General features: G+C 55.7%; 18 protein-coding genes. 11 read left to right on the top strand and 7 right to left on the bottom strand.

From position 1 onward, the window contains the following. Positions 1-1,391: signal peptide peptidase SppA (gene sppA, locus ACILP3_RS06245; protein WP_395615797.1), on the top strand; the 1,391-nt coding region annotated here is incomplete at its 5' end. A gap of 30 nt (positions 1,392-1,421) precedes the next feature. Here the strand turns inward: sppA and ACILP3_RS06250 are convergent. From ACILP3_RS06250 to ACILP3_RS06260, 3 genes are read right to left on the bottom strand one after another with little or no spacing between them, the layout of a single operon-like run. Beyond that, the gene (locus tag ACILP3_RS06250) at positions 1,422-1,733 is read right to left on the bottom strand and encodes a hypothetical protein (RefSeq protein ID WP_395615798.1); all 312 of its coding nucleotides are present in this window, start codon (positions 1,731-1,733) and stop codon (positions 1,422-1,424) included. Continuing rightward, positions 1,730-2,266: an inorganic diphosphatase gene (gene ppa, locus ACILP3_RS06255; RefSeq protein ID WP_395615799.1), complete on the bottom strand. Its 537-nt coding sequence runs from the start codon at positions 2,264-2,266 to the stop codon at positions 1,730-1,732. Before ppa ends, ACILP3_RS06250 begins: the two co-directional genes overlap by 4 nt. Positions 2,267-2,286: 20 nt before the next feature. Beyond that, the gene (locus tag ACILP3_RS06260) at positions 2,287-4,224 is read right to left on the bottom strand and encodes a M61 family metallopeptidase (protein ID WP_395615800.1); all 1,938 of its coding nucleotides are present in this window, start codon (positions 4,222-4,224) and stop codon (positions 2,287-2,289) included. A 79-nt stretch (positions 4,225-4,303) separates the two neighbouring features. Between ACILP3_RS06260 and hisS the strand changes: the two genes are divergently transcribed. Together hisS and prfA are read left to right on the top strand one after the other, a co-directional pair. Continuing rightward, positions 4,304-5,605, top strand: a complete 1,302-nt coding sequence (gene hisS / locus ACILP3_RS06265; RefSeq protein ID WP_395615801.1) for a histidine--tRNA ligase — start codon at positions 4,304-4,306, stop codon at positions 5,603-5,605. 318 nt (positions 5,606-5,923) lie between these two features. Continuing rightward, entirely contained in the window at positions 5,924-7,000 is a 1,077-nt protein-coding gene (prfA, locus tag ACILP3_RS06270; protein WP_395615802.1) for a peptide chain release factor 1, read from the top strand. 181 nt (positions 7,001-7,181) lie between these two features. Here the strand turns inward: prfA and ACILP3_RS06275 are convergent, their stop codons facing one another. Genes ACILP3_RS06275 through ACILP3_RS06290 form a run of 4 tightly spaced genes read right to left on the bottom strand, consistent with a single transcriptional unit; the run spans position 7,182 to position 12,221 of the window. Further along, positions 7,182-8,252: an LLM class flavin-dependent oxidoreductase gene (locus tag ACILP3_RS06275; RefSeq protein ID WP_395615803.1), complete on the bottom strand. Its 1,071-nt coding sequence runs from the start codon at positions 8,250-8,252 to the stop codon at positions 7,182-7,184. After that, the gene (locus tag ACILP3_RS06280; RefSeq protein WP_395615832.1) at positions 8,249-9,154 is read right to left on the bottom strand and encodes an aldo/keto reductase family oxidoreductase; all 906 of its coding nucleotides are present in this window, start codon (positions 9,152-9,154) and stop codon (positions 8,249-8,251) included. Before ACILP3_RS06280 ends, ACILP3_RS06275 begins: the two co-directional genes overlap by 4 nt. Then, positions 9,148-10,179, bottom strand: a complete 1,032-nt coding sequence (locus ACILP3_RS06285) for a LacI family DNA-binding transcriptional regulator (RefSeq protein WP_395615804.1) — start codon at positions 10,177-10,179, stop codon at positions 9,148-9,150. Before ACILP3_RS06285 ends, ACILP3_RS06280 begins: the two co-directional genes overlap by 7 nt. Continuing rightward, on the bottom strand, positions 10,176-12,221 hold the full coding sequence (locus ACILP3_RS06290) for an alpha-glucosidase (protein WP_395615805.1): 2,046 nt from the start codon (positions 12,219-12,221) through the stop codon (positions 10,176-10,178). The genes ACILP3_RS06285 and ACILP3_RS06290 overlap by 4 nt, the downstream gene beginning before the upstream one ends. Before the next feature lie 183 nt (positions 12,222-12,404). Between ACILP3_RS06290 and ACILP3_RS06295 the strand changes: the two genes are divergently transcribed. From ACILP3_RS06295 to ACILP3_RS06330, 8 genes are all read left to right on the top strand, one after another. Beyond that, positions 12,405-14,756, top strand: a complete 2,352-nt coding sequence (locus ACILP3_RS06295; RefSeq protein WP_395615806.1) for a TonB-dependent receptor — start codon at positions 12,405-12,407, stop codon at positions 14,754-14,756. Between the two features lie 198 nt (positions 14,757-14,954). After that, positions 14,955-15,326: a BlaI/MecI/CopY family transcriptional regulator gene (locus tag ACILP3_RS06300; RefSeq protein ID WP_395615807.1), complete on the top strand. Its 372-nt coding sequence runs from the start codon at positions 14,955-14,957 to the stop codon at positions 15,324-15,326. Next, the gene (locus ACILP3_RS06305; protein WP_395615808.1) at positions 15,323-16,891 is read left to right on the top strand and encodes a M56 family metallopeptidase; all 1,569 of its coding nucleotides are present in this window, start codon (positions 15,323-15,325) and stop codon (positions 16,889-16,891) included. Before ACILP3_RS06300 ends, ACILP3_RS06305 begins: the two co-directional genes overlap by 4 nt. Positions 16,892-17,001: 110 nt before the next feature. Then, positions 17,002-17,916 carry an MBL fold metallo-hydrolase gene (locus ACILP3_RS06310; protein ID WP_395615809.1) on the top strand — a complete coding sequence of 305 codons (915 nt, stop codon included), beginning with the start codon at positions 17,002-17,004 and terminating at the stop codon, positions 17,914-17,916. 150 nt (positions 17,917-18,066) lie between these two features. Next, positions 18,067-19,059 (top strand): quinolinate synthase NadA, encoded by a 993-nt coding sequence (gene nadA, locus ACILP3_RS06315; RefSeq protein ID WP_395615810.1) that lies wholly within the window; start codon positions 18,067-18,069, stop codon positions 19,057-19,059. Between the two features lie 70 nt (positions 19,060-19,129). Beyond that, on the top strand, positions 19,130-21,235 hold the full coding sequence (locus ACILP3_RS06320) for a transglycosylase domain-containing protein (RefSeq protein WP_395615811.1): 2,106 nt from the start codon (positions 19,130-19,132) through the stop codon (positions 21,233-21,235). A gap of 30 nt (positions 21,236-21,265) precedes the next feature. After that, on the top strand, positions 21,266-22,807 hold the full coding sequence (locus tag ACILP3_RS06325) for a S1C family serine protease (RefSeq protein ID WP_395615812.1): 1,542 nt from the start codon (positions 21,266-21,268) through the stop codon (positions 22,805-22,807). Positions 22,808-22,849: 42 nt separating this feature from the next. After that, on the top strand, positions 22,850-24,304 hold the full coding sequence (locus ACILP3_RS06330; RefSeq protein WP_395615813.1) for an ABC transporter substrate-binding protein: 1,455 nt from the start codon (positions 22,850-22,852) through the stop codon (positions 24,302-24,304). Positions 24,305-24,321 lie beyond the last annotated feature (17 nt).

The raw sequence follows: 24,321 nt of genomic DNA on the forward strand, positions 1-24,321 counted from the left end.
TATTGGCAGGCCCAGGGGGATCGCAGCCTTATTATAAGGGATTGCTCGACCAATTGGGGGTAAAGGCCAATATCTATCGCGTGGGCACGTTCAAAAGCGCCGTCGAACCCTTTATGCGGTCTGACCAGTCGCCTGAATCGAAAATGGCGATCAAGGGCGTGTATGATGAGGTGTGGGGCCAATGGAAAGCCGACGTCGCCAAAGCTCGTCCTCAAGCGCAATTGGATCAACTGCTGACCAATCCTGCTAATGCGGTTGAAGGGGCAAAGGGCGACCTTGGCCAGTTGGCGCTATCGACAAAATTGGTCGACAAATTGGGCGATAAAATTGCCTTCGGAAAATTCATCGCCAGTAAAGTGGGCGCGGATGAAAAGAAAACGACCGGCGGCTTTGCCCATACACATATGGACGCGCTGCTAGCCAGTTATGGCGCGCCATCGGCTGGAGAGCAGATTGGCGTTGTGATGGTCGCGGGAACCATCGTCGATGGTGAGGGCGACCCCGGTTCAGCTGCTGGCGATACCATCAGCAAGTTGATTTATGAGGCGCTTGATACCAAGGATTTGAAGGCACTTGTCGTGCGCGTGGATTCGCCCGGTGGCTCAGTGATGGCGTCGGAAAAAATCCGCCTCGCGATTGCCGCGGCTAAGGCCAAGGATATTCCGGTAATCGTGTCCATGGCCAATCTGGCGGCCAGCGGTGGCTATTGGGTTTCGTTGCCCGCCGATGTGATATTTGCGGACCCTTCAACGATCACGGGCTCTATCGGTATTTTTGGGGTCATCCCAAGCGCCGAGGCGGGCCTTGCGAAAATCGGTGTGAATGCCGACGGGGTCAAGACGACGCCTTTGTCAGGTGAGCCTGATGTCCTAAATGGCTTCAGCCCCGAATTTGACCGCGTGGCACAAAGCGCGATTGAAAATGGCTATCGCCAGTTTCTGACCCGTGTTGCCACAGCGCGCAAAAAGACACCGGAGCAGGTGGACGCCGTGGCACAAGGTCGTGTGTGGGCCGGTGGCACAGCGCGTCAGCTTGGCTTGGTTGATCGGTCAGGCAATATGAATGATGCTCTGGCGGAGGCGGCAAAGCGGGCGGGGTTAAAGCCGGATGGTTGGCATGCGGTGTATATCGAACCGCCCACCAGCTTTACCGATACGCTGCTTCAGGGCTTGATGCCGAAGCAGGCACAAGCAAACGCACCGATGGATATATTTGCCCATGCCGCATGGCAGCAAAGTCTGTTCATGCAACGCGTCGCAACTGACCTCGACATGCTGACGGGCGTGAAGGGCGTTCAGGCGAGATGTTTGGAATGCGGGGACTTCGCTTCGCCTGCGCCTGTCGCAGCGGACAAAAATTGGCTATCGATGCTACTAAAGGCCTTCAGCTAAATCCGCGGTGAGGGTTAGGGTCAGCTGGCCCTAAGCCTTCACCGCGCAGATTAGTCCAGAGGACGTTGTGACACCCAATATTTCAGGGTCTTGCAGCGCACGGGTGCGCCGCAAAAATTCCTCCACGGTCACCTTACGCATATCTTGCCCGCGCAGTTTCTTCAGACCGTTCAACTTGTTCAGCTGAATAAGCGAAAGCCGGTCGACCATCCGGTCGGCCATGCACGCGGCAATCGGTTTCGATAGCCCCGCATTCATCAAGGCCGTGCGGACGCGGGTTTCGGGGGTTGCGCAGGCCGAAAGCGTCAGTAACGCTATGCCGACCAACGCAATCCGTTTCATACACCTTGTTCCTTCGCACGTTCAACGCATTCTATAATGATGCGTTTTGCGTCCGTTTCATCACCCCAGCCATTCAGCTTGGCCCATTTCCCAGGCTCCAGGTCTTTGTAATGGGTGAAGAAATGCTCGATCTGTTGCAGGACAATAGGCGGCATATCCTTGTAGGTCACGACGTCGGAATAATAAGGGAAGGTTTCGTTGACTGGAACGCATAGCAATTTTTCGTCGCCGCCCTTGTCGTCTTCCATCATTAACACCCCAATCGGGCGGCATTTAACAACCGCGCCTGCAATGATGGGGGAGCGGGCTACGACCAGCGCATCCAAAGGATCTCCATCTTCGCCTAAAGTGTGCGGTACAAAGCCATAATTGGCTGGATAGCGCATGGGCGTGTGCAGGAAGCGGTCGACGAATAAAGCGCCTGATGCCTTGTCGAATTCATATTTAACGGGCTCGCCGCCAATGGGCACTTCGATCAGGACGTTGAGGTTTTCGGGTACATTGTCGCCCGCAGGGATGAGGTCAATACGCATGGGAGAATGCTTTCACGTTATTATTGCTTGTTCCGTCGCGGGCTGAGCAGATGATCCATCGCCGTCTTGCCTTGGCCTGTGACTTCGAGGTGCGGATAGCGTAAACCGCCCGAATAGGCGATGTCTATTTGTTCAAAACGTTTGTTGCGCTCGACGATGAGCCGGATTGGGGTTTTTCCGTCCTTTGCTGCCTTAATTGCGGTGGCCAGACCGTCTTTTGAATACGCATAGCCATTAACCGCAATGATTTTGGTACCATTGACGATATTCGCCTTAAACGCAGGGCTCTCCCATAAAACCGAGGTAACACTGGCATCCTTGTTCAAGCTTATCCCCAGCGAGTGGGTAAGGTTGAAGTTATTGCCCTCTTTCATCAACTCCTTGTCGAATATATTGGGCTCCTCTTTCCAAACGAGCTTATATCCGCCCTTTTCGATGCCCGCCAGCGGCGCGGGTTGGCCTGGCTGGCGCAATTTCGTGTCGAGGAACTTGGCCCAGTCATAAGGCTGCACGGCATTCAAGGTGCGCACGATCGCGTCAAAATCATAGGTCAGCACGCCCCAATCGGCATCACGCACCCCGAAAAAGGCTTTGGCAAAATCATCCAGCGATTTGGTTCCTTTGGACAATGTGCGGATAGTCATGTCGGCGTCGAGCCAGATAAGCGAGCTTTCGTTATAATAATCTTCGCCACGCGCTTGGCTGGCAAAGGGTTTTGGCTTGCGGGCGCCGAAGATCGGATCGTGCGTTGTGTCTTCAACCGAACGCCAAATACGGCCCGGCTGTTCCGCATAAAATCCGGCATATTTGGCCCATTCTGCAAGGACCATTTCCTTGGACTGAAGTCCTGCGCGGGCCCCAAGCACCAAGTCCCAAAAACTCGTCTGACCCTCATATACCCAAAGCAAGTTGTCGCGCATGGGCGTGGCATAATCGGGTGTCCACATTGTTGCAGGGCGGCGGAACTTGCCATTCCAACTATGTACGAATTCGTGCGGCAAAAGACCGCGTTCGGACATATTATCATCCCATTCAGTGAAATAATCGGTTTCGCGCGTATTTTCCGAACTGCGGTGATGTTCAAGGCCAATACCGCCCAGCTCTTCGGTCAGGCCAAGCAGAAATTCATATCGGTCAAAATGCTTTGACCCGAATAACAATAAAGATTCATCAACCAAGGCGCGGTGCGCCGCAATCTGCTCTGGCTTTGCCGCGAGATACTTCGCGTCATCTGCCCAGACGTTCAGCGTGACATTATGCCCCAGATCCCATTTTTTATAATGCGGGCCAGCGAACATCGAGCTGTCGACCAAGGTTTCGAAGCTGGTGATGCCATAATCAATGCGGTTGCCCGTTATCTTGGCGCCATCAAGCGCGGCAACGCCCGTCCACCCCTCCGGCAGGGTGATTGATGGTTGCACCTGAATGGCGCGGGTAAAATGTCCTGCGGGATATAAGGCGACCTGTTCCCATTGCACGTTCATCATATTGGGCGTGACAACGATCCGGCCTTCGCTTTCGCGGATGGGTGATGTGAATTGAAATTCAACGTCAACCGAGGTGGTTCCTTGCGACACATCGACGTGAAATGCATATACCTGCACCGGATCGCGCGTCCAACGCAGCGTCTTGCCGCCAGAGCGGATCATGAGGCCCGTCATTTCGGACAAGGCACCGCGCGGCCCGTGCTTGCCGGGTAGCCATTGTGGATAGAGTAAGATGAGCGGTTTGCCCGTTTCCACATTTATGGTTTGCTGCACGCGGAAAATGGCGCGATCAATGTCAGTTGCGTCCACCTGCAATATCATTGGCGCTGGCAATGGGCGGTCCTGCGGCTCGGGAATCGTTGAGACAATCGGAACGGGCTGCGGCGCGCTATTTTGCGCGGATGCTGCCGAAATGAGGCTGGCGGAAAGGGCGAATGCGGCAAGTGTGCGCGAAAATATGTATGGATTCATAACGCTAACTTTGGCGAACGCGCCGCGTTGCGTCCAGCCCTATTCCACTCACAGCAATTAGCCGCTAGGGCGCTTTATTATGGCAAAGATACAGACACCCCAAGCCGTGCGCGGCACACAAGACATGTTCGGTGAGACCGAGGAACGCTTCGCTTATGTGGTCGCGACCTTTGAACGCGTGCGCAGGCTGTATGGATTTAAGGGCCTGCAACTGCCCGTCATGGAACCAACAGCCGTGTTTTCGCGTAGCTTGGGTGAGGCGACCGATGTCGTATCGAAAGAAATGTATACGTTTGAAGACCGCGGCGGCGATTCCATCACGCTTCGGCCCGAATTCACGGCGGGGATTGCACGTGCCTATCTGACCAATGGCTGGAAACAATTTGCACCGATGAAGCTGTCGGTGCATGGGCCATTGTTCCGCTACGAACGCCCGCAAAAGGGCCGCTATCGGCAATTTCACCAAATCGATGCCGAAATCATTGGCGCGGCAGAGCCAGCCGCGGATGTCGAATTGCTCGTCATGGCGGACCAGTTGTTGAAGGAATTGGGCATCAATGACGGCGTAACGTTGCAGTTGAATACGCTGGGTGACACGCCCAGCCGCGACGCATGGCGTGCCGCGTTGGTTGGCTATTTCAACGACCATAAGGGCGCATTGTCCGAAGACAGCCTAGCGCGGCTGGAGAAAAACCCTTTGCGTATCTTGGACAGTAAAGACCCCAAGGACCGACCAGTTGCCGATGCCGCCCCCGTCATTGACGATTATCTATCGGGCGAAGCGCAGGATTTCTTCGGCGCCGTCACAGCGGGCCTTGATGCCGCTGGTGTGGCATGGACCCGCAACGCGGCGTTGGTGCGCGGCCTCGATTATTACCGCCACACCGCGTTTGAATTTGTGACCGACCGGTTGGGTGCGCAGGGCACTGTGCTGGGCGGCGGGCGTTATGATGGCTTGATTGAGAATCTCGGTGGCCCTGCGACGCCAGCGGTCGGCTGGGCTGCGGGGATTGAGCGGTTGGCGATGTTGGTGGACTTCAACAATGAGCGCGAATTTACGATCGCGGTGGTTCCTAACAGTGAGATGGTTGAAACAGATGCAATCCGAATTGCGCAATTGCTTAGGAAAGCCAACATACGGTGCCTAACAAGTTTTCGCGGTAATCTCAAAAAACGTTCAGAAGCTCTGAAAAAGCAAGGCGTGGATGCTGTTTTCATAATCAGAAGCCGCGACGATCCGATGGGTTGGCATCATTTATCGCACGTCGAAGGCGGCCACGGATTAGGCCTTCAGAAAGAAATCGAACGTCGTGTTAAAGATGCAATGGGGGACGAGTATGGAAGCGCGTTCTCCTTCTCTGGTTGGAACCATAATGACTAACCAAATCCGTCACCCTGAACTTGTTTCAGGGTCCATTTCGCCTCTCGTCCCTTCAGTCTGTGCGGCACGATGGATGCTGAAACAAGTTCAGCATGACGTTTGGGGGAATGCGCCATTTTATCGCCGTCACCCCAGCGCAGGCTGGGGCCTATCACGTCTATCGGAAAAATGGTTCGCACAAAGGCACGAAGAGATAAAGAAGTTGCTCCCTGTCTTCGCGTCTTCGTGCGAACCAAAATCGTGTCGTGCGCGGAAACATGAGACCATGGGCTCCCGCTTGCGCGGGAATGACAATGTTTGGATTTTGGGGTTGGCCCTGTGAAAATCTCCCCGCACCGTATTGCGCAAATTGAATCGCGTTTTTCCGAGCTTGAGGCACGCATGGCTTCGGGGCAGTTGGAAGGCGACGCTTTTGTGGCCGCCTCGCGCGAATATGCCGAGTTGGAGCCTGTGGCCAAGGCTGCCGCCGAAGTCCGGCGCTTGCGTGCGGAAATCGAAACGCTTGGTGCTATGGCGCAGGATAGCTCCGACCCTGATTTACATGCGATGGCGGTTGAGGAACTGGATGTTGTCACGCAGCAATTATCGGACGCGGAAACATCGCTCGCCATTTCGTTGCTGCCCCGCGATTCTGCGGATGACAGACCTGCGATGCTCGAAATTCGCGCGGGCACGGGTGGCGACGAAGCCGCTTTATTCGCGGGCGATCTCTATCGTATGTATGAACGTTATGCCGCCGGGCAGGGGTGGAAGATTGAGCCGATATCGGTCAGCACCTCCGACGTCGGTGGGTTCAAAGAAGTGGTCGTCGCGATCAAGGGCACAGGCGTGTTCGCCAAGTTAAAATATGAAAGCGGCGTTCACCGCGTGCAGCGCGTGCCCGTGACCGAAAGCGGCGGCCGAATTCATACCAGCGCAGCAACGGTGGCGGTTCTGCCTGAGCCGACGGAAGTGGATATCCAGATCGAGGCGCGCGACCTGAAAATCGACGTGTATCGTGCGTCGGGTGCAGGCGGACAGCATGTCAACACTACGGATTCAGCCGTGCGCATCACCCATTTGCCCACGGGTATTGTGGTGACGTGTCAGGATGGACGCAGCCAGCACAAGAATAAGGAACAGGCGATGCAGGTCCTGCGCGCCAGAATGTATGAAAAAGAACGTGAAGAGGCCCAAGGCGCCGAAGCCGAAGCCCGCAAGGCGATGGTTGGCTCCGGCGATCGTTCCGAACGCATCCGCACCTATAACTTCCCGCAAGGCCGCGTGACCGACCATCGGATCAACCTCACGCTGCATAAATTGCCTGAAATATTGGAGGGCGGCGGATTAGCCGAACTCGTCGCCGCATTGATTGCCGAGGATCAGGCCGAACGTATGGCGGGATTGGGGGAGTAATACCCAACTGCCGTCGCCCCAGCGCAGGATGGAGCGACCGTGTTTTTGGGGAGTGGGTTTTACCTCCTTGTTGTCACCCTGAACTTGTTTCAGGGTCCATTTCGCCTCGGCACCCTTCGGTCTGCGTGGCACGATGGATGCTGAAACAAGTTCAGCATGACGGAGTGAGAAAAGAGGGGGATTAATCTACCGCCAACCGCCCATGATCCAACTTGGGCAACACATAACGCGCGAACATGTCGCATTCGTTGATATGCGGGTAGCCAGACAATATGAACGCCTCGATACCCACTTCGCGATAGGCATTAATTTTGGCGAGCACTTGGTCGGGGTCGCCAACGATTGCCGCGCCGCAGCCTGAACGGGCGCGGCCAATGCCGGTCCACAGATTATCCTCTAAATAACCATCATTGGCCGCAGCTTGCGCACGCAATTCGGCCTGATGCGCAACGCCGAATGTTTGGGTGTCGAGCGATTTGTTGCGGATCGCCTCGCCCTGATCAGCATCAAGCTTGGACAGCAAGCGGTTGGCATAAGCGCGCGCCTCTGCTTCGGTTTCGCGGACGATGACATGCGCGCGGAAACCATATTTCAGCGTGCGACCGAATTTGGCGGCGCGGGCGGTCATGTCGTCGACCAAATCCTTGGCACCCTGCACCGTTTCGGGCCACATCAGATACACGTCGCAACCTTCGGCGGCGGCGTCCTTGGCGGCTGGTGACAGACCGCCAAAATAGAGCGGCGGGCATTTGCCGCTAACGGTTTTCATGCGCGGCGGGTCGATGTCGATTTTGTAATGCTCGCCGTCAATCGACAGATGTTCGCCGTTTAGCAATGTCTTCAATATCTGCATCGCCTCAACTGTACGGCGATAGCGCGGTTCGGAATCCATCTTATCGCCGGGCAAGTCCGACGAGATGATGTTGATGTTCAACCGCCCGCCCGAAATTTGATCCAGCGTCGCAATCTGCCGCGCAAGCTGGGGCGGCCAGCTTTCACCAATGCGCACAGCCATCAGCAATTTGATCCGCGAGGTTAGCGCGGCAATTGCGCTGGCGAAGGCAGTTGTGTCTAAGCCAAGGGTATAGCCCGATGGCAGCAAGATATTGTCAAACCCACCTTTTTCGGCAGCCAAAACGATATTACGGCAATGTTCCCAGCTGGACGCCAGATTGGTGTCGGGGACGCCCAGAAATTCATAGTCGTCATCGCAAAGCGCGGAGAACCAGCTCACTTCGACAGGCTTGTTCATGGCAGCGGCACTCCTCTTGCGGCCACAAGGACGCTGTACCAATCCGCGCGGGTCCATTGAATTTTGAACGCATCAGCGGCTTCGGCTATGCGCGCCGGGTTTTGTGAACCGACAATCGGGATGGGGCGGGCGGGGTGCGCCATGATCCAGCTATAGGCCGCCGCCGTGCGCGAAACGCCATGCGCCGCCGCAACCGCCGAAAGCGCAGCAGCGACATTTTGCTCACGCACATTTTGCGGGTCGCCAATGCGGCCACCACCCAAAGGCGACCATGCCATCACCGCAAGGTTCATCGCTATCGCTTGATCCAACTCGCCATTTTCGACCGTGTCGATCCGCAACGGCGACAGTTCGGGTTGTGTCGAAACGATGGGAACTGGGCTAAATTGTGCCAGCGTCGAAATCTGCGCTTGCGTAAAGTTGGACACGCCAAATGCGCGAATTTTGCCTGCTTTATGCGCGTCTTCAATCGTGCGGGCGATTTCCTGTGGATGGGTCAACACGTCTGGCCGGTGAATTTGCCACAGGTCGATGCGGTCAGTGTGCAAACGGGTGAGGCTGTCATCAATGGCTTTTGTCAGATATTCCGCGCTGCTATCATAGGGCGTTGGTGGCGTGATGCCGCCCTTCGTCGCCAGCACCATGCGGTCGCGATATTCAGGGGCTTGCGCAAATACGTGGCCAAGCAATTCTTCGGCCTTGCCAAAACCTTGTTCGCCAAAACCGTAAATATCGGCGGTGTCAAACAGGGTGATGCCGGCCGTAAACGCAGCATCAATGGCAGCGCGGGCCGCGGACAGTTCCAACCCGGCGAAGCGCCACATGCCCCAGGCGAGGGACGAGATTTCTATGCCACTGTTGCCCAATGGACGGGTAGGAGAAGGAGAAGGAAGCGTCATGATTTTTTGCTCTTTTTTGGAGAAGGGGAATAAGGAGGCGCCACGGATTCGCGGCTGATAAGTTCGTGGGGCAGGCGACGATGCTCAATACCGCCTTCGCCAAACAACAGGTCGGCGGCGGTCGATGCGAGATCGCGGACGGGCTGGCGTACCGTGGTCAAGGGCGGCCAGACAACGCGCGCGAGCGTAGTATCGTCAAAGCCTGCCACCGAAAGCTGCTCTGGGATTTGAATACCGCGCCGATGCGCGACCGCCAGCACGCCCGATGCCATATCGTCGTTCGATGCGAAAATCGCGGTGGGTGGATGCTTCAGAGACAGGAACTGTTCCGTGGCCGATACGCCGCTTTCAAAATCAAACCGCCCCTCGGCAAGCAGCTCAGAATCAACAGATATGCCAACGCGCCCCAGCGCACGTTCGTAACCGGCTTGTCGCTCCGTACTTGCCTTATGATTTGGGTGGCCTTTGATAAAGCCAATCCGCCGATGCCCGATGTTGATGAGCTTCGTCGTCATGTCGTCGGCGGCCTGCATGTCATCCATGAAGACCGAACTGGTCAGCGCATGGTTGGTGCCCGGCGAAATCCGCACAAAGGGAATGTTGAGCGCCTCAAGCGCGTTCAGCACAGGTACGCAATCGGTGACGGGGGAGGAGAGTATCGCGCCGTCCACATGCGTTTGCCGCACCATGCCCAGCACCTGTTCACCGACATTTGGGTCGGCAACATCCACCGGCTGCGCGATCAAGCGCATGCCCTCTTGATGGCAACGGTCCCAGCATCCTTGCATGATCTGGTGCATATAATAAGGGCTGTGATTGTCGTAGATCAGGGCAATCTGTCCGGATTTGGTGCCCGCCAATATGCGCGCTGCGATGCTTGGGCTAAAGCCAAGTTCCGTCATTGCGGCATCCACTTTGGCCTTGGTCGCCGCACTGACATAAGGATGGTCGTTGAGCACGCGGCTGACGGTTTTGACCGCCACGCCGGCTAGCTTTGCGACATCGCGTATGTTGGCGCGCGGGTTCATTCAGCGAACGCCGTACGTATGGAAGCGAATAGGTCCGCATATGTGCTGTCGGCTCGGGTGAAAACGGGGGGTTGGCCGTTCGGCGCGGCTATGTTGTGCGTGCCTTTGGCATAAGGCTGGCCGGACCACAGATGGACCCAAGCGCCATCGGGTATCACCACAGAGCGGCTGTCTTGGCCTTGCTCAACGACGGGTGCGACGATCATGTCAGCACCATATAAATATTGGTCCTGAATATCGTAATATGCGCAGTCGTCATAATGCAGGAACATGGGCCGTTGCAGCGGCAGGCCAGTTACCGCCGCTTCATCACAATAAGCGCGCACATAAGGCGCAAGCTGCTTATGGACTTGGCTCATCCGCGCAAAATGGCTGAGGATTTCGGGGCTGCTGTCAAGTTGCAGATTATCCGCTGGGCGGTTGCCTTCATGGCTGCGCATCACGGGCGCAAAGGCGGCAAGGTCGATCCAGCGGTGCAGGAGCTCTGCCGTCCGCACCACGCCGTGTAGGCTGGTATAGCCGCCCAAGTCGCTATGGTGATACGCATTGCCCAGCAAGCCGGACGACAAAGCAGCCGTTATCACCGTGTTGATGCCATCATGCCGCGAGAAATCGACACATTGGTCGCCTGCCCATAACAAGGGGCATTGCGCCTGAACGCCGGAAAAACCCGCACGCATGAAGAAGGTCGCGTCACTTGTCTTGCCGCGCGAGGCAATGGCATCGGCGTTTACCTTTGCCCATAAAACGGGCCAGCTGTTATGCGCCTCCATCGGGTCAGATCCGTCGAACAAGCGCACATCGGTTGGCAGATATTCACCAAAATCGGCCATCCACCCTGATAGACCGAAATCGAGCATTTCTTGGCCAATGATGCGGTCTGCAAACCAGTTTGCGGCGTCGGGATTGGTGAAATCCACGATGCCTGCGTCAAATTCGCCGAAGTCGACAGCATAGGCTGTGTCGCTGTCCTGCTGCAATGCGAGATAATTGTTGGCCAAAGCTTCTTGATACAGTGCGCCATCAACCGCCAGATAGGGGTTCACATAGCCGAGAAAACGGATGCCACGCTGCGCCAGCGAAGCGATATGCGCAGGAAGATCTGGATAGCGCGCGGCGTTCCATTTCCAGTCCCAGAACAAGCGCTTGCCAAAACTTGTTTGGCGGATGCCAACCCAATCCTCGCACCACAGCCCCGTAATGGCCGCGCCAGAGGCAGCTATACTCTCGAAGCGGTCAAATGTGTCCACGCCGTCCTTAAGGCCGATAATGGCGCCGGAAATTGCCCAGTCGGGCAAAGGCGGTTGCCGCCCGAAACGGTCGGACAATTTGGTCACCAGATCGGGCAGCGATGGCGCGTCGAATAGCTCCAAATCCATATTGGCCGACCAGCATTCAATGCCAACCCGGCCCGCTTCCGTCAGATCAAGTACGGAATAAGCCGCCGTTTCGAGGTGCACCGCATAGCGCGCACTGCTCACCCAACTTGGCTGCGGGTAATTGGTCGTCCAATAATCCCCGCCCGCCAAGCCATCTGCATCCATAGTCTGCGTAAGCGCGGTCGACTTATCGCGACCTACCCCAGGCTCCGATGTCCAGAAAGGAAAGCGACGCCCGTTCAGCCGCAAATACGACATTTGCTCCCCGCCGCCCCAAAAGGCTTCGGACGTTGCGCACTGCATATCTATCCAAAGGCGATTGAACGTGGGGTCACTGCAACGCAGTTCAAGCGCCGATTGCTGGGCCCGCTGCGTCAGCTTGAGAGTAACCACCACATCAGGGCGCGCCGCATTCCAAAGGCGGATGATGCCATCTGCTTCGGCACAGCAATCCAGCATTACTCGTGTTTGAACGATGTCGTCGATGCGAAAATTGCCACGAACCATTTCCAGATCAGGTGAACCAACGCCAATGCTGATAACGGGAGCACCTGCGCGATGTGAAAGCATGCAATTGCCATCGCGCAGCAGGTCAAAGCCGTCGGATTGCATGATCACTGTAAATGGCAACTTATGACCCTCTCGCGATTTCGAAACTGGCACTATGGCAGTATTGCAACAGTCCCGACTTAAATAATGTCGCTATATGACACCGCTAGACATAACAAGGCAGTTTGGTTACATCAACCCCGTTATCAACCAAGTTAAGCCGTTCTGCGACGTTCCGTTAGGCCATAATGCCTTTGGAATCATTAAAAACAGGCGGTGAGTTTAGGGAGGCGCAAGATGCGTAAATCCACATCCAATAGGTCGAAATTTGTTCGCGCGGCACTGCTAGGTAGCAGTGTTATGGCGCTTGGCATTTCTGCGCCTGCATTTGCGCAGGTCGAAGAAATTGTCGTTACCGCGCAGAAGGTCGAAGAAAATTTGCAGGATGTGCCAATTGCCATCACTGCCGTGTCCGGCGATACGCTGACGGCCGCAGGTACTACCAGCCTTGAAAATTTGAGCCAGTTGGTTCCATCAGTAACCTTCCGCAAGGGTACAACCAACGCGAACTCGGCGATTGTTTTGCGCGGCGTTGGAACGATTTCGTTCTCAATCGCAGCAGAGCCAAGTGTTTCGACCGTTGTTGACGGTGTTGTGCTGAGCCGTTCGGGGCAGGCATTTGCTGATCTCGTGGAAATCGAACGTCTCGAAGTATTGCGCGGGCCACAAGGTACTTTGTTCGGCAAGAATGCCTCGGCTGGTCTTATTAATGTTGTTTCCAAGGGCGGCACAGATACGCTCGAGGGCGAAGTCACCGCAGAAGGCTTTGAAGGCGGCGAATATCGGGGTCGCGCGACCATTTCCGGTCCAGTCGCAGAAAATCTGACTTTCCGCGCAAACGCGTTTTATGGCACTTATGACGGTAACATCACCAACATATTCGGTGGCAAAAAGAACAAAGTGAATGGTTATGAGCGGATTGGTTTCCGCGGCTTGCTTGACTTTGACAATGGTCCTGCACGGATCAAGATCATCGCCGATTATTATGAGGCGGATGATGATTGCTGCGGTGAAGTCACTGGCGTTTCGCGCGGCTCGGCGCTTGACGCAGAGTTGAACTTGCCATTGGGCGTTGCCCGAGGTGAAAATCAGCGCTTCGTGAACCATAATCTGGTGACAGAGTCGCTGGATCGTCAGTTGGGTGTCACAGTCAACGCCGATTTCGACGTATTCTCGGATCACACGGTCAGCGCGATTTACGGATATCGCAATTGGAACAACACAGAAATTCGTGAAGGCGATTTCTTGCCACGTGCGTTGGTTGGCACACCTGAGCTGCACGACCGCGGCTTTGTTGAAGCTGAGCAAATCTCTTTTGAGGCGCGTCTGGCATCAGACCAGAGCAAGGCCTTCAAATATCAGGTTGGCGCTTTCTATTGGGCATCCAAAAATTCACAGGATTTCACGCGTCAGGCCATTCGTTGCGCCACATCGAACTTGCCGGTTGATCCACGCACAGGTGCCCAGCCATGCAATCCCGGCAGCACCGTTAACACGCAGTTCCCTACCGCAACCTCACGCAGTTTTGTGGACATCGAAAATTACGCAGTGTTCGGTCAGGCCATGTATGATTTCACAGACTGGATTGGGCTGACTGTTGGTCTACGTTACACCAATGACTCAATCGATTTTACACATCGTCGTGCACCAGCGATTGACCGGGTAACCGGAGCGGCAGCGCCTTCTAGCGTCCTTGGAGGAACAGGGGTTAACATCAATCCGGCAGGTGGCTTGACCACCAATGCCCGCCCAGGCAATGGCACTAACCTGTCCACAGGATCATCGTCGAACAACAACTTCTCTGGCAAGGCTGTGCTTACGGTCAAGCCAACCGAGGACATCATGTTTTACGGTAGCTACACCCGCGGTTACAAGGGCCCTGCCTTCAACGTGTTCTTCAACCATGTTGCGCCTGATAACGCGGTGCCCATTGATGAAGAAACATCGGATTCGTTTGAAGCTGGCGTCAAGAGCCAGTTCGCGGATAACCGGATCCGCTTGAATGCTTCGGTTTTCCAAGTCACCTATGACGGGTTTCAGGCTAACAACTTCATTGCTCTGAACGGAACCACGATCAGCAACCTGACCAATGCTGGCCAAGTGCGCAGCACGGGTTTTGAACTGGATGCATCTACAAATCCTGTTGACGGCCTCGACCTGTTCGGAAGCGTTGCTTATGCCGATGCCAAGGTTCGCAAGTTCAACGCAAACCCGCTCACCAATGCACCGGATGCGCGTAACGGCACGAAACTGCCACTGGCCCCAGAGTGGAGCTGGAACATTGGCGCGGCTTATGAAAAGCCGGTCAAAGCATTTGGCAAGGATTATAAGGTCTATCTGCGGACAAGCTTCAACCATGTCGGCAAGCAGTTTTCCGATCTGGGCCAAAGCGGTCCAATCGACAGCTATGGCCTGTGGAATGCGAGCGTTGGTTATTCGGACGCCGAGGATAATTGGCGCCTGACGTTCATCGTGCGCAATATCACGGACGAAAGCTATGTGCTGCTGAACACCAGCGCTGGCCAGCGTCTGCATATCCCACGTGATGCAGACCGTTACATGGGTGCGAGCATGCGCTTCCGCTTTTAATACCGCTTGAAAAAGCACATGAAAAGGGCCGGATCCACATCGGATTCCGGCCCTTTTTTTATCTATAATGCCGCAAATAAGGAAAATGGCTGCCGCGGCACAATCCGTAACGCCGTTCGACGAATATCCCGCACATGATGACTAACAACGTTTACAACTGTAATCGAATCGATTACAGTTGTAGTCGGAGAATGAAGCATGTCATCAGAACGTATCAGCGACGCCGAATTAACAATCATGGAAATATTGTGGGAACGTGCGCCACTGACGGCAACCGACGTGGCCGCGCGCCTTCCGGATGACCGGGCATGGTCCTTACCCACGGTCAAAACTTTGCTGTCGCGACTGCTGGGTAAAGCCGCGGTCGAGCACCACGTCGATGGCCGCCGCTTTCTCTATTCGCCGCTTATCGGCCGTGAGGATTATGTCGCGCATGAATCAAGGCGGCTGGTAGACAGACTTTTTGGTGGCAAGTTTATGCCATTGTTTGCGCATCTGGCAGAACAGGAAAATCTCAGCGCTGCCGACATATCCGAAATCGAAAGATTATTGCAGGAGATGAAGTCATGAGCGCGGACTTCATGGAGGCATGGCTGCTCGACACCTTTGTGATGACCAGTATGCTCATGTTGCTGGTTTTGCTCGTGCGGCGGCCTGTGGCGCGGCATTTTGGTCCAGGTGTTGCATATGCACTTTGGCTTATTCCGGCTGCTCGCGTTTTGATGCCTTCGTTGGAACGCGCGCCCGCACCCGTGCTGGAGCGTGGGACTGAACTGCAAGACATTGTGCGGGAAGCGATCCTTGCGGGTATATATGCGCCGGAAAATACGGCATCTGTAACCAACCAAATGGCCACAGCGCCATCGGTCAATTACGCGGTGCTGTGTTTGGCATTATGGCTTGGTGGCGCGGCGTTGTTTTTCATCGTACAGATGATCCGCTACGCCTCCATGCGCGACGAGCTTTTGTCTGAGGCCAGTGAGATTGCAAATATCAACGGCGTTCGTATTGTGGCATCAAATCAAGTGGCTGGGCCGCTCGCCTTTGGCCTGTTCAAACGCTATATTGCCCTGCCGCAGGATTTTAGCACAAACTATTCACCTGCGGAGCGCGAATTCGCCATTGCACATGAAATGGCACATCACAGGTCGGGCGACCTGTTCGCAAATCTGGCAGGGTTCATCCTATTGTGCCTTTCCTGGTTCAACCCGATTGCATGGCTGAGTTGGAGCGCCTTTCGCGTCGATCAAGAAGCGGCGTGCGACGCGCGTGTCTTGGCTGGGAAAGGTGCTGAGGAACGCATCATTTATGGACAGGCGTTGGCGCGCACAGCGTTTGACGGCGTTCCGACCTTCGTCACCGCACTGAATTCACCAAAAACTGTTATCGAACGATTGAGGAGATTGAATATGAAAAACGCCAGCACAAAACGGCGCTTTTTTGGCAAAATCGCTGTCATGGCTGCCGCTGCTGCTGTTTTGCCCCTGACCGCAACGGTTGTGCCGCCCGTGGTCGCGCAGGATGCAACTGCTGCCGACGGCCAACCCGAAACCGTCAAGCGCGATGTTCGGATCATCAAGATAAAGCGCGACGGTACAAAGGTCGATATCGTCGGCAATGACGGCGATAGCAAAGATGTGACCAAGGTCGAACGTGACGGTAAGATCTTCATCTTCCGGACCGACAAGAAGTTGACGGAAGAGGAAGTCGAGAAAATGGTCGGAGAGGCCGAAGCATCTGGTAAAGCGGCCGATGCGGCTTTGGCTGACGGCGATAAAATGGCGATAGAATCTGCCGATGTTGGGCGCGGTAAGCCAGAGATCAAACGGATTATGATAAAGAGCGCCGCCGATATACCCGAGATCGATATTCAGGAAATGACCAAAAATTGCGCCACCGGGCAACCCGTAACCACGGATGTCGAAGGTGTAGATGGCACACGCAAAGGACGCATTCGCCTCGTGATGTGCGGCAAGGGGCAGGCTCAGACTGCGCGGATTGAAGCGATAAAAGGCTTACGCGAGGCACGCAGTGAGATTGCTTCTGAAAAAGACATGCCCAAAGCTGTGCGCAAAGACGTGATTGAAAAGCTAGATCAAGAGATCCGTAAGCTCGAGACGCAAACTAACAAATAAATTGACTGGCAAACTATCACAGAACCCCAAGCTCCCCTTTTCGGTTCTGACGGGGCGGTTTTTACGAGCCGCCCCTTTCTCTTTTGTCCATATTGCGCCATATCGCCGGAATGAATTGGCCCGACACCATCAAAGCAGGCGAGATTGAGCAGCATGAGCCGCTTGTTCGGCGCGTTTTAGCGCCCAATGCTTCGCCTTATACCTACACGGGCACACAGACTTGGATTGTTGGTGATAAGACCGACGTCGCTATTATCGACCCCGGCCCCGTCGGGAGCGGGCAAAGCATAGGTGACCCTGCCGACATTCATGGCGAGGGCCATGTGGAGGCAATCTTGCGCGCAGTGGGCGATGCAAAAGTAAAGGCCATCCTGTGTACACATACCCATCGCGATCATTCGCCTGCCGCCGCGCCATTAAAAGCCGCAACGGGTGCGCCGATCATTGGTTGCGCGCCGCTTGTGCTGCGCGATGATGGCCCGCGCGCCGATAGTGCCTTTGACCCAGATTACCAGCCAGACCACATCTTGCAGGACGCAGAGGCCATTTCGGGCGATGGTTGGACGCTAGAGGCCGTTGCCACGCCGGGACACACCAGCAACCATCTCTGCTTTGCTTTGCGGGAAAGCGGCGCGTTGTTCACTGGCGATCATGTGATGAAATGGTCGACCAGCGTTGTCAGCCCGCCGGACGGCGATATGAGCGATTATCTGGCGAGCTTGCAGAAATTATATGAACGCGACGACCGCGTTTATTACCCGGCCCATGGCCCGGCGGTAAACAACCCGCGTCAGCTTGTGCGTGGTATGATTGGCCACCGCCGCCAACGCGAACGCCAGATCATGACCTTGCTGGAGAGCAATGAGGGGCATATCCCCAATATGGTTGCGGTCATGTATAAGGGATTGGACCCGCGCCTGATCGGCGCGGCTGGTCGCTCTGTGCTCGCGCATCTGATCGATTTGCAAAATCAGGGGCGTGTGGCGGCGCGCGGCGATGGCTGGCATCTCGTCACAGAAACGTGAAGCCCCAGTGGCATGGCAAGGCCTTGTACCCAATATGCGAAAAAAACCGATGAGAGCCGGAAGCTAGCCTTGTTTCACGCGCCTAAATCGACCACATAGGCGGTCAATTCAGCTGCCGGAATAGGTTCGGCATCGCAAAGGTATATCCGCATGAACGCCCCAACGCCCCGCGAAAACTTGCAAGGCCTTGATCTGCTCGCAGAAATCAAACGGCTGAAAAAAGAACGAAATGCTGTCATTCTCGCGCATTATTATCAAAAGCCCGAAATTCAGGACTTGGCGGACTTCGTGGGCGATAGCCTTGAATTGAGCAAGCGTGCGGCAGAGACAGACGCCGACGTCATTGCCTTTTGCGGCGTAAAATTCATGGCGGAAACCGCAAAAATTTTAAGTCCTCAAAAAACCGTCATATTGCCGGACATGGCCGCTGGCTGTTCATTGGAAGATGCGTGCCCGCCGGGTAAGTTCAAGGCGTTTCGTGCGGCCCATCCTGACCATATCGCGCTGACCTACATCAACTGCTCTGCCGAAGTGAAGGCCCTGTCGGATATCATCGTGACCAGCAGCAGCGCCGAGACGATCCTGAGCCAAATTCCGCCAGAGCAGAAAATCATTTTTGGTCCTGACCGGCATTTGGGCGGATATCTTGCCCGCAAGTTCAATCGTGAGATGCTGTTGTGGCCGGGTGTATGTATTGTGCATGAGGCATTTTCGGAGACTGAACTGCTGAAATTGAAGGCCCAATATCCGGGCGTTCCTGTCGCCGCTCACCCCGAATGTCCGCCGCATATTATCGACCATTCGGATTATGTTGGTAGCACAAGTGGTATCTTGCAATATGCGCAGACGATGGAAGGCGATACCTTGATCGTCGCCACGGAGCCGCACATCATCCACCAGATGGAAAAGGCGGAGCCAAGCAAGAGGTTCATCGGCGCACCGGGCGCAGACGGCAACTGTGCCTGCAACATCTGCCCCTATATGGCGCTCAATACGATGGAGAAGCTTTATCTCGCTTTGCGCGATTTGACGCCGCAGATTGAGCTTGATGAGACAGTCCGATTGGGCGCGAAAAAGAGCCTCGACAGGATGTTGGAGATGGCGAGCGGAACTATCGGTAAGGGCGATCTCGGTCGGGCATGATGGGCTGATGACGCGGTGCATCAAATATATACTCGCCTTCACCGTTGTATCGATATAATACAGCCACGCGATGCTTTTCCGGCGATCTTCTTCTGATAAAAATACGGATATCGACGGTCGGCTGGCCGCTTTCGACGACAATAATGTGCAGCGTTTTCCCAATGATCCGCAGCCATGGAATGAAGCGACTGCCGCGCCGGCTAAACGTCTGTTTTTAGGCAAGACGCGTTGGTGGTGGCTTGGACGAACGATCGCGGGCCTGATCGCAATGTTCATTCTGCTGTTGTTGTGGCTCGCGGTCACCGCACCCTTGTCAAAATCGCTTCAGCCGATTGCGCCGCCGCGCATTACATTGCTTGCGTCCGACGGCACGCCCATCGCGCGCAACGGGGCAATCGTTGACACACCGGTCGACGTCACCAAATTACCCCCACATGTGGTGCAGGCTTTTTTGTCGATCGAGGATCGCCGTTTCTATTCGCATTGGGGCATTGATCCGCGCGGCCTCCTGCGCGCGGCATGGTCAAACGCCTTTGGCAGCGGCATCACGCAAGGCGGCAGCACGATTACCCAGCAGCTTGCCAAGTTCACCTTTCTGACGCCCGAACGTAGCCTCACCCGCAAAGCGCGCGAAATGCTCATCGCCTTCTGGCTTGAGGGACGCCTTACGAAGGACGAAATCCTCGGACGTTATCTGTCGAACGTTTATTTTGGTGATAATGTCTATGGCCTGCGGGCCGCATCGCTGCATTATTTTTATCGCCAGCCGGAGCGTTTAACGCTGAGCCAATCGGTCATGCTGGCTGGTCTGGTGCAAGCGCCATCACGTCTGGCCCCGACCAAGAACCCCGAACGTGCCGCAAAGCGCGCTGGGCTCGTGCTCAGGGCTATGGTGGCCAATAAGGCCATTACGCAAGCCAAGGCTGATGCCACCCCCGTAGCGCGGCTTGACGTGCGTGTCCGCGAGACATTACCGACGGGTACATATTTTGCCGACTGGGCCATTCCGCAGGCGCGGCTGCTTACCGAAAGCGGATATGCCGACGTGCGGATTACCACGACGCTCGACGCGCGTTTGCAGAATATCGCGCGTAAGGTGGTCGCCCGTGCGGGCGTGGGTAACGCCCAAATCGCCTTGGTCGCGATGCGTCCAAATGGTGAGGTCGTCGCCATGGTTGGCGGCAAAAGCTACAAGCAGTCGGCGTTTAACCGGGCAACGCAGGCCAAAAGGCAGCCTGGATCAACATTCAAACTGTTTGTGTATCTGGCGGCACTTCGGTCGGGCATGACGCCGCAGTCGATGATTGCCGATACCCCCATTAATGAAGGCAGCTATCGCCCGAAAAATTCCGGATTGCGCTACCGAGGCGATATTAGCTTGGAGCAAGCTTTTGCCCAATCGAGCAACGTCGCTGCCGTACGGCTGTACCAGAAAGTTGGCGGCGAAGAGGTGGAAAAAGCCGCGCAAGACCTTGGCATCCGCAGCCCGCTCACTTTGGATCCAAGCCTCGCGCTAGGCAGTTCAGGCATCACTTTGTTGGAATTGACGGCGGCTTATGCGGGCGTGGCGGGCAACCAATGGCCGGTTGAACCGCACGCCTTTAAACAAGAGGAACAAGGCTGGATTGAGTGGTTGTTCTCTGGGCCGCGTTCTTTCAGTGGGCGCATGCACGGGATGTTGCTGGATTTATTGGGGGCATCGGTGAAGCAAGGCACAGGACGGGCCGCGCGGCTTTCGATTCCGGCCTATGGAAAAACCGGTACCAGCCAGGATAATCGCGATGCCTTATTTGTCGGCTTTGCTGGCGATTTGGTGGTTGGGGTGTGGATCGGCAATGACGACAACAGCCCGCTCAAGGGTGTTAACGGCGGCGGCTTGCCAGCGCGTATTTGGCGCGATTTCATGTCGCAGTCTATCCGCAATGCCGCGCCAGTGAACAGGCCCAAAACCCCGCAGACGCCAGATCCGGAAGGTCCGATTGCACCACTTGATCTGCTGGAATTGCAGGAATTGCCAATCGACATCGGCAATTCGGAAGTACGCGTCGATCAGGGGCAGGGCGTCACAGTGAATACCGATGTCAACGGCGTTCCGTTTGAAATTACACTTGACCTCGATGGGGCCAATATTCAGGCTAGCCCATCTGCGGAACGCCCCGCACCGGAGCCGCGTTGATGTGCGTGTTTTTCTGCCATGACTAGATGCATGCGATTTTTTGCGGCGTTGTGCCTGTTTCTGTCTCCATTATTGGTGGCGCCTGCACCTGCACTTGCCGATGCAAGTGATATCAGCGCCGCATCACGCAGCGTGGTGCGGGTCATCGTATATAGTTCTGCCGAAGGGCAGCAGAGCATCGTCAGTATCGGCTCTGGCGTGGCTGTTGCGCGCGATAAAATCATCACCAATGCCCATGTCGTTGAAATGGCCAGCTTTGATGACAGCGTGCAGATTGTCATCGTACCCTCCGATGGCACGCAAAGTTATCGGGCAAGAGTCTCTGCCAGTCTGCCGGGTAAAGACCTTGCCCTGTTGCAGCTGACGTCTGGGGCGCTTGTTCCTGCAAGCATTTTTGCAGGAACGCCAGAGGATGGCGCGGACGTCTTTGCCATTGGTTATCCCGCGAGCGTCGATGTCGCCTTGGAGCAGAGCGAAGCCGATGTGCTTCGCCCGCAGCAACCCGTTAAAACGCGGGGAACCGTCTCATCTGGACGGACATCGAAGTCCGTTGAATCGCTTTTGCATACGGCGCCCATTGCACCGGGTAATAGCGGCGGGCCCATTGTCGATGCCTGCGGGCGGGTTTTGGGTATCAACAGTTTCGGATCGGTACCAACCGATGGCGGCGCCGAATTTTACTTCGCCATATCGGCGCGCGAATTGTCGTCATTTCTCGCCAATCGCGGTGTTGCGTTCCGCTCCGTGCGGGGCGATTGCCGGTCAGTCGCCGAATTGACGCGCGCCGAGGCGGAGCTTGAGGCATCCACACGCGCCTCGATGGAGCGAGAGGCGCGCGTTGCCGCCGAACTGCAACGCAGCCGTGAAGGTAAAGTGCGCAGCGACGCCGAACATGCCGTCATTGGCGAACGGGAAAACCATCTGGCGCTTGCTGGCTTGTTGCTGGTGCTCAGCGCCGTCGCAGGGGGGGCTGCGTGGCAGTTTTCCGAACGTGAACAGCGAGATAGATTTAAATCCGCCACTGCCGCCGGCGCCGTGCTTTTGGTCATGGCGGTAGGCATTTTTGCCGCTCGCCCATCGTTCGACGAAGTCGATGATCGGGTCCGGGCTGCATTGACTGCCGACATACCAAAAGATGCAGTTGCCGAAAAAGGCCGCGTTGCTGGCGAACCGCAGGCGAAGATTTGCGTGTTGCAGCCCCAACGCAGCCGCGTCACTATGTCCGATACTGCAGATGTTGAATTTACGTGGCAGCCCGACGGATGCGTAAACGGGCGCACACAATATGTTGAAAGCGCAGGTCGTTGGGTGCGAAGCTTTGTACCCAATAATGACGCCCAAATTTCGGTTATAAGTTACACGCCAGAAACCGACATTTACCGCATCGAACGTTTCTTGCCGGGCAATGACGCGATGCAATCCGCCCGTGCGGCAAGGCAGCTCTATGACGTAAAAACCTGCACCGCTGACCCAGAGCAACTGACCAATATCGAAAATATGAACAAGACCATATCGGCACAATTGCCGCCCGCGCCGAACGAGATATTACTGTTCACATGCTCTGATCGTTGAATCTTAGATTGTGCATGGGGACTTAGGGCTTATGGTGACGACATGATCCGTTCGCTGTCGATTTTGTTGTTGCTATTGTCGGCAACACTTTCCGGATGCGCCGACGGCGTCGACAATGAACGCATCCGGGTTGATGTGATCGAAGACCGTCCCCGGCCTTTCAATGTATCGGCAAAGCCGCTGCCCTTGGCGTCGGCTTATTTGCGGGCTGCAACGGCGCAAGGGTTGGTCACATTTGATGAAAAGGGACGGGTGGCGCCTGGCCTCGCCAATCGCTGGATCGTGACCGAAGACGGCATGAGTTATATCTTCCGCCTCAATAAAGCGCGGTGGAATGACGGGCGTGAGATAGAGTCTAGGGAAGTTGCACGTCTTTTGACTGCTCGGATCGTGGAATTGCGTAAGGGGCGCCTTGGCGCCGAACTGGGTGTGATTGACCGCGTCGTTGCCATGACGGGCAAGGTGGTGGAAATCAGGCTGACGGCCCCGATGCCCTATCTATTAGAATTGTTGGCCTTGCCCGAGTTCGGGTTGCTGAGCAAAGGCGCGGGATCGGGCCCGATGCAGGCCAAGAAATTTGGGCAGGTTATGCAGCTGCGGCACAATGAAACTGATGACGAAGGCGCACAGTTCTTGGGCAATGCGATGGTAACATTGCAACGCGGTGCGGCATCCACAGTGCTTGCCCGTTATGCACTGGGACAAACCGACCTTGTCGAAGGCGGACGGTTTGACAGCTTTCCCCTGCTCGATGCGGCAAACATACGGGCTGATCACATCCAATTTGACGCGGTTCCGGGGTTATTCGGTTTGCACGTGGTTAATGACGGCCCATTTCTATCGGACACCGCCAATCGAACGGCGATTGCCATGGCTATTGATCGCCCAAAATTGCTGACAGCGTTTGACATTGTGGCGTGGCAGGAAACGGTCACCTTGGTTCCCGAAAGCTTACCAAATCGTGCGAGCATAGCCCGACCGGCATGGTCCGCGCCGTCAATGGAAGAACGCAGGGCGATGGCCGCTGCGACCGTCGCCAATTGGAAAAAGGCGAATGGTGCGCTCCGCACATTACGGGTTGCCTTACCGCGTGGTTATGGCAGCCGGATATTCTTTGCGCGTTTGCGGGCTGACCTTGCAACAGTCGGCATTGATGTTGAGCGTGTGACGATGGACCGACCGCATGACTTGCTGCTGGTTGACCGAACCGCGCAACAATCAAGTCCGGCATGGTATCTGGATCAGCTATCGTGCAAATTTGCCACGATATGTAGCGCACGGGCAGACAAAATTGTGGCCGAAGCGCGCCGAACCACCGATAGCGCGATGCGCGCACAGTTATTGGGTGAGGCAGAGGCAGAATTGCAGGCCACTGTTGCCTTCATCCCCATTGCAAACCCCTTGCGCTGGTCGGTCGTCCGGCCCGGTCTTTTGGGCCATTTCGCCAATGGTCGTGGTTGGCACCTGTTGCAATATCTTGGACGTGATCCGACATAGGCACAAAGGAGTAAATT

The organism is Sphingorhabdus sp. (assembly GCF_044239665.1).
Taxonomy (GTDB): domain Bacteria; phylum Pseudomonadota; class Alphaproteobacteria; order Sphingomonadales; family Sphingomonadaceae; genus Sphingorhabdus_B.

What these genes read in the sequence shown, in the direction of transcription:
- ACILP3_RS06250 (WP_395615798.1), bottom strand. Translation starts at nt 1,733, where the DNA reads ATGAAACGGATTGCGTTGGTCGGCATAGCGTTACTGACGCTTTCGGCC.
- ppa (WP_395615799.1), bottom strand. Translation starts at nt 2,266, where the DNA reads ATGCGTATTGACCTCATCCCTGCGGGCGACAATGTACCCGAAAACCTC.
- ACILP3_RS06260 (WP_395615800.1), bottom strand. Translation starts at nt 4,224, where the DNA reads ATGAATCCATACATATTTTCGCGCACACTTGCCGCATTCGCCCTTTCC.
- hisS (WP_395615801.1), top strand. Translation starts at nt 4,304, where the DNA reads ATGGCAAAGATACAGACACCCCAAGCCGTGCGCGGCACACAAGACATG.
- ACILP3_RS06275 (WP_395615803.1), bottom strand. Translation starts at nt 8,252, where the DNA reads ATGAACAAGCCTGTCGAAGTGAGCTGGTTCTCCGCGCTTTGCGATGAC.
- ACILP3_RS06285 (WP_395615804.1), bottom strand. Translation starts at nt 10,179, where the DNA reads ATGAACCCGCGCGCCAACATACGCGATGTCGCAAAGCTAGCCGGCGTG.
- ACILP3_RS06295 (WP_395615806.1), top strand. Translation starts at nt 12,405, where the DNA reads ATGCGTAAATCCACATCCAATAGGTCGAAATTTGTTCGCGCGGCACTG.
- ACILP3_RS06300 (WP_395615807.1), top strand. Translation starts at nt 14,955, where the DNA reads ATGTCATCAGAACGTATCAGCGACGCCGAATTAACAATCATGGAAATA.
- ACILP3_RS06305 (WP_395615808.1), top strand. Translation starts at nt 15,323, where the DNA reads ATGAGCGCGGACTTCATGGAGGCATGGCTGCTCGACACCTTTGTGATG.
- ACILP3_RS06310 (WP_395615809.1), top strand. Translation starts at nt 17,002, where the DNA reads ATGAATTGGCCCGACACCATCAAAGCAGGCGAGATTGAGCAGCATGAG.
- nadA (WP_395615810.1), top strand. Translation starts at nt 18,067, where the DNA reads ATGAACGCCCCAACGCCCCGCGAAAACTTGCAAGGCCTTGATCTGCTC.
- ACILP3_RS06320 (WP_395615811.1), top strand. Translation starts at nt 19,130, where the DNA reads ATGCTTTTCCGGCGATCTTCTTCTGATAAAAATACGGATATCGACGGT.
- ACILP3_RS06325 (WP_395615812.1), top strand. Translation starts at nt 21,266, where the DNA reads ATGCGATTTTTTGCGGCGTTGTGCCTGTTTCTGTCTCCATTATTGGTG.
- ACILP3_RS06330 (WP_395615813.1), top strand. Translation starts at nt 22,850, where the DNA reads ATGATCCGTTCGCTGTCGATTTTGTTGTTGCTATTGTCGGCAACACTT.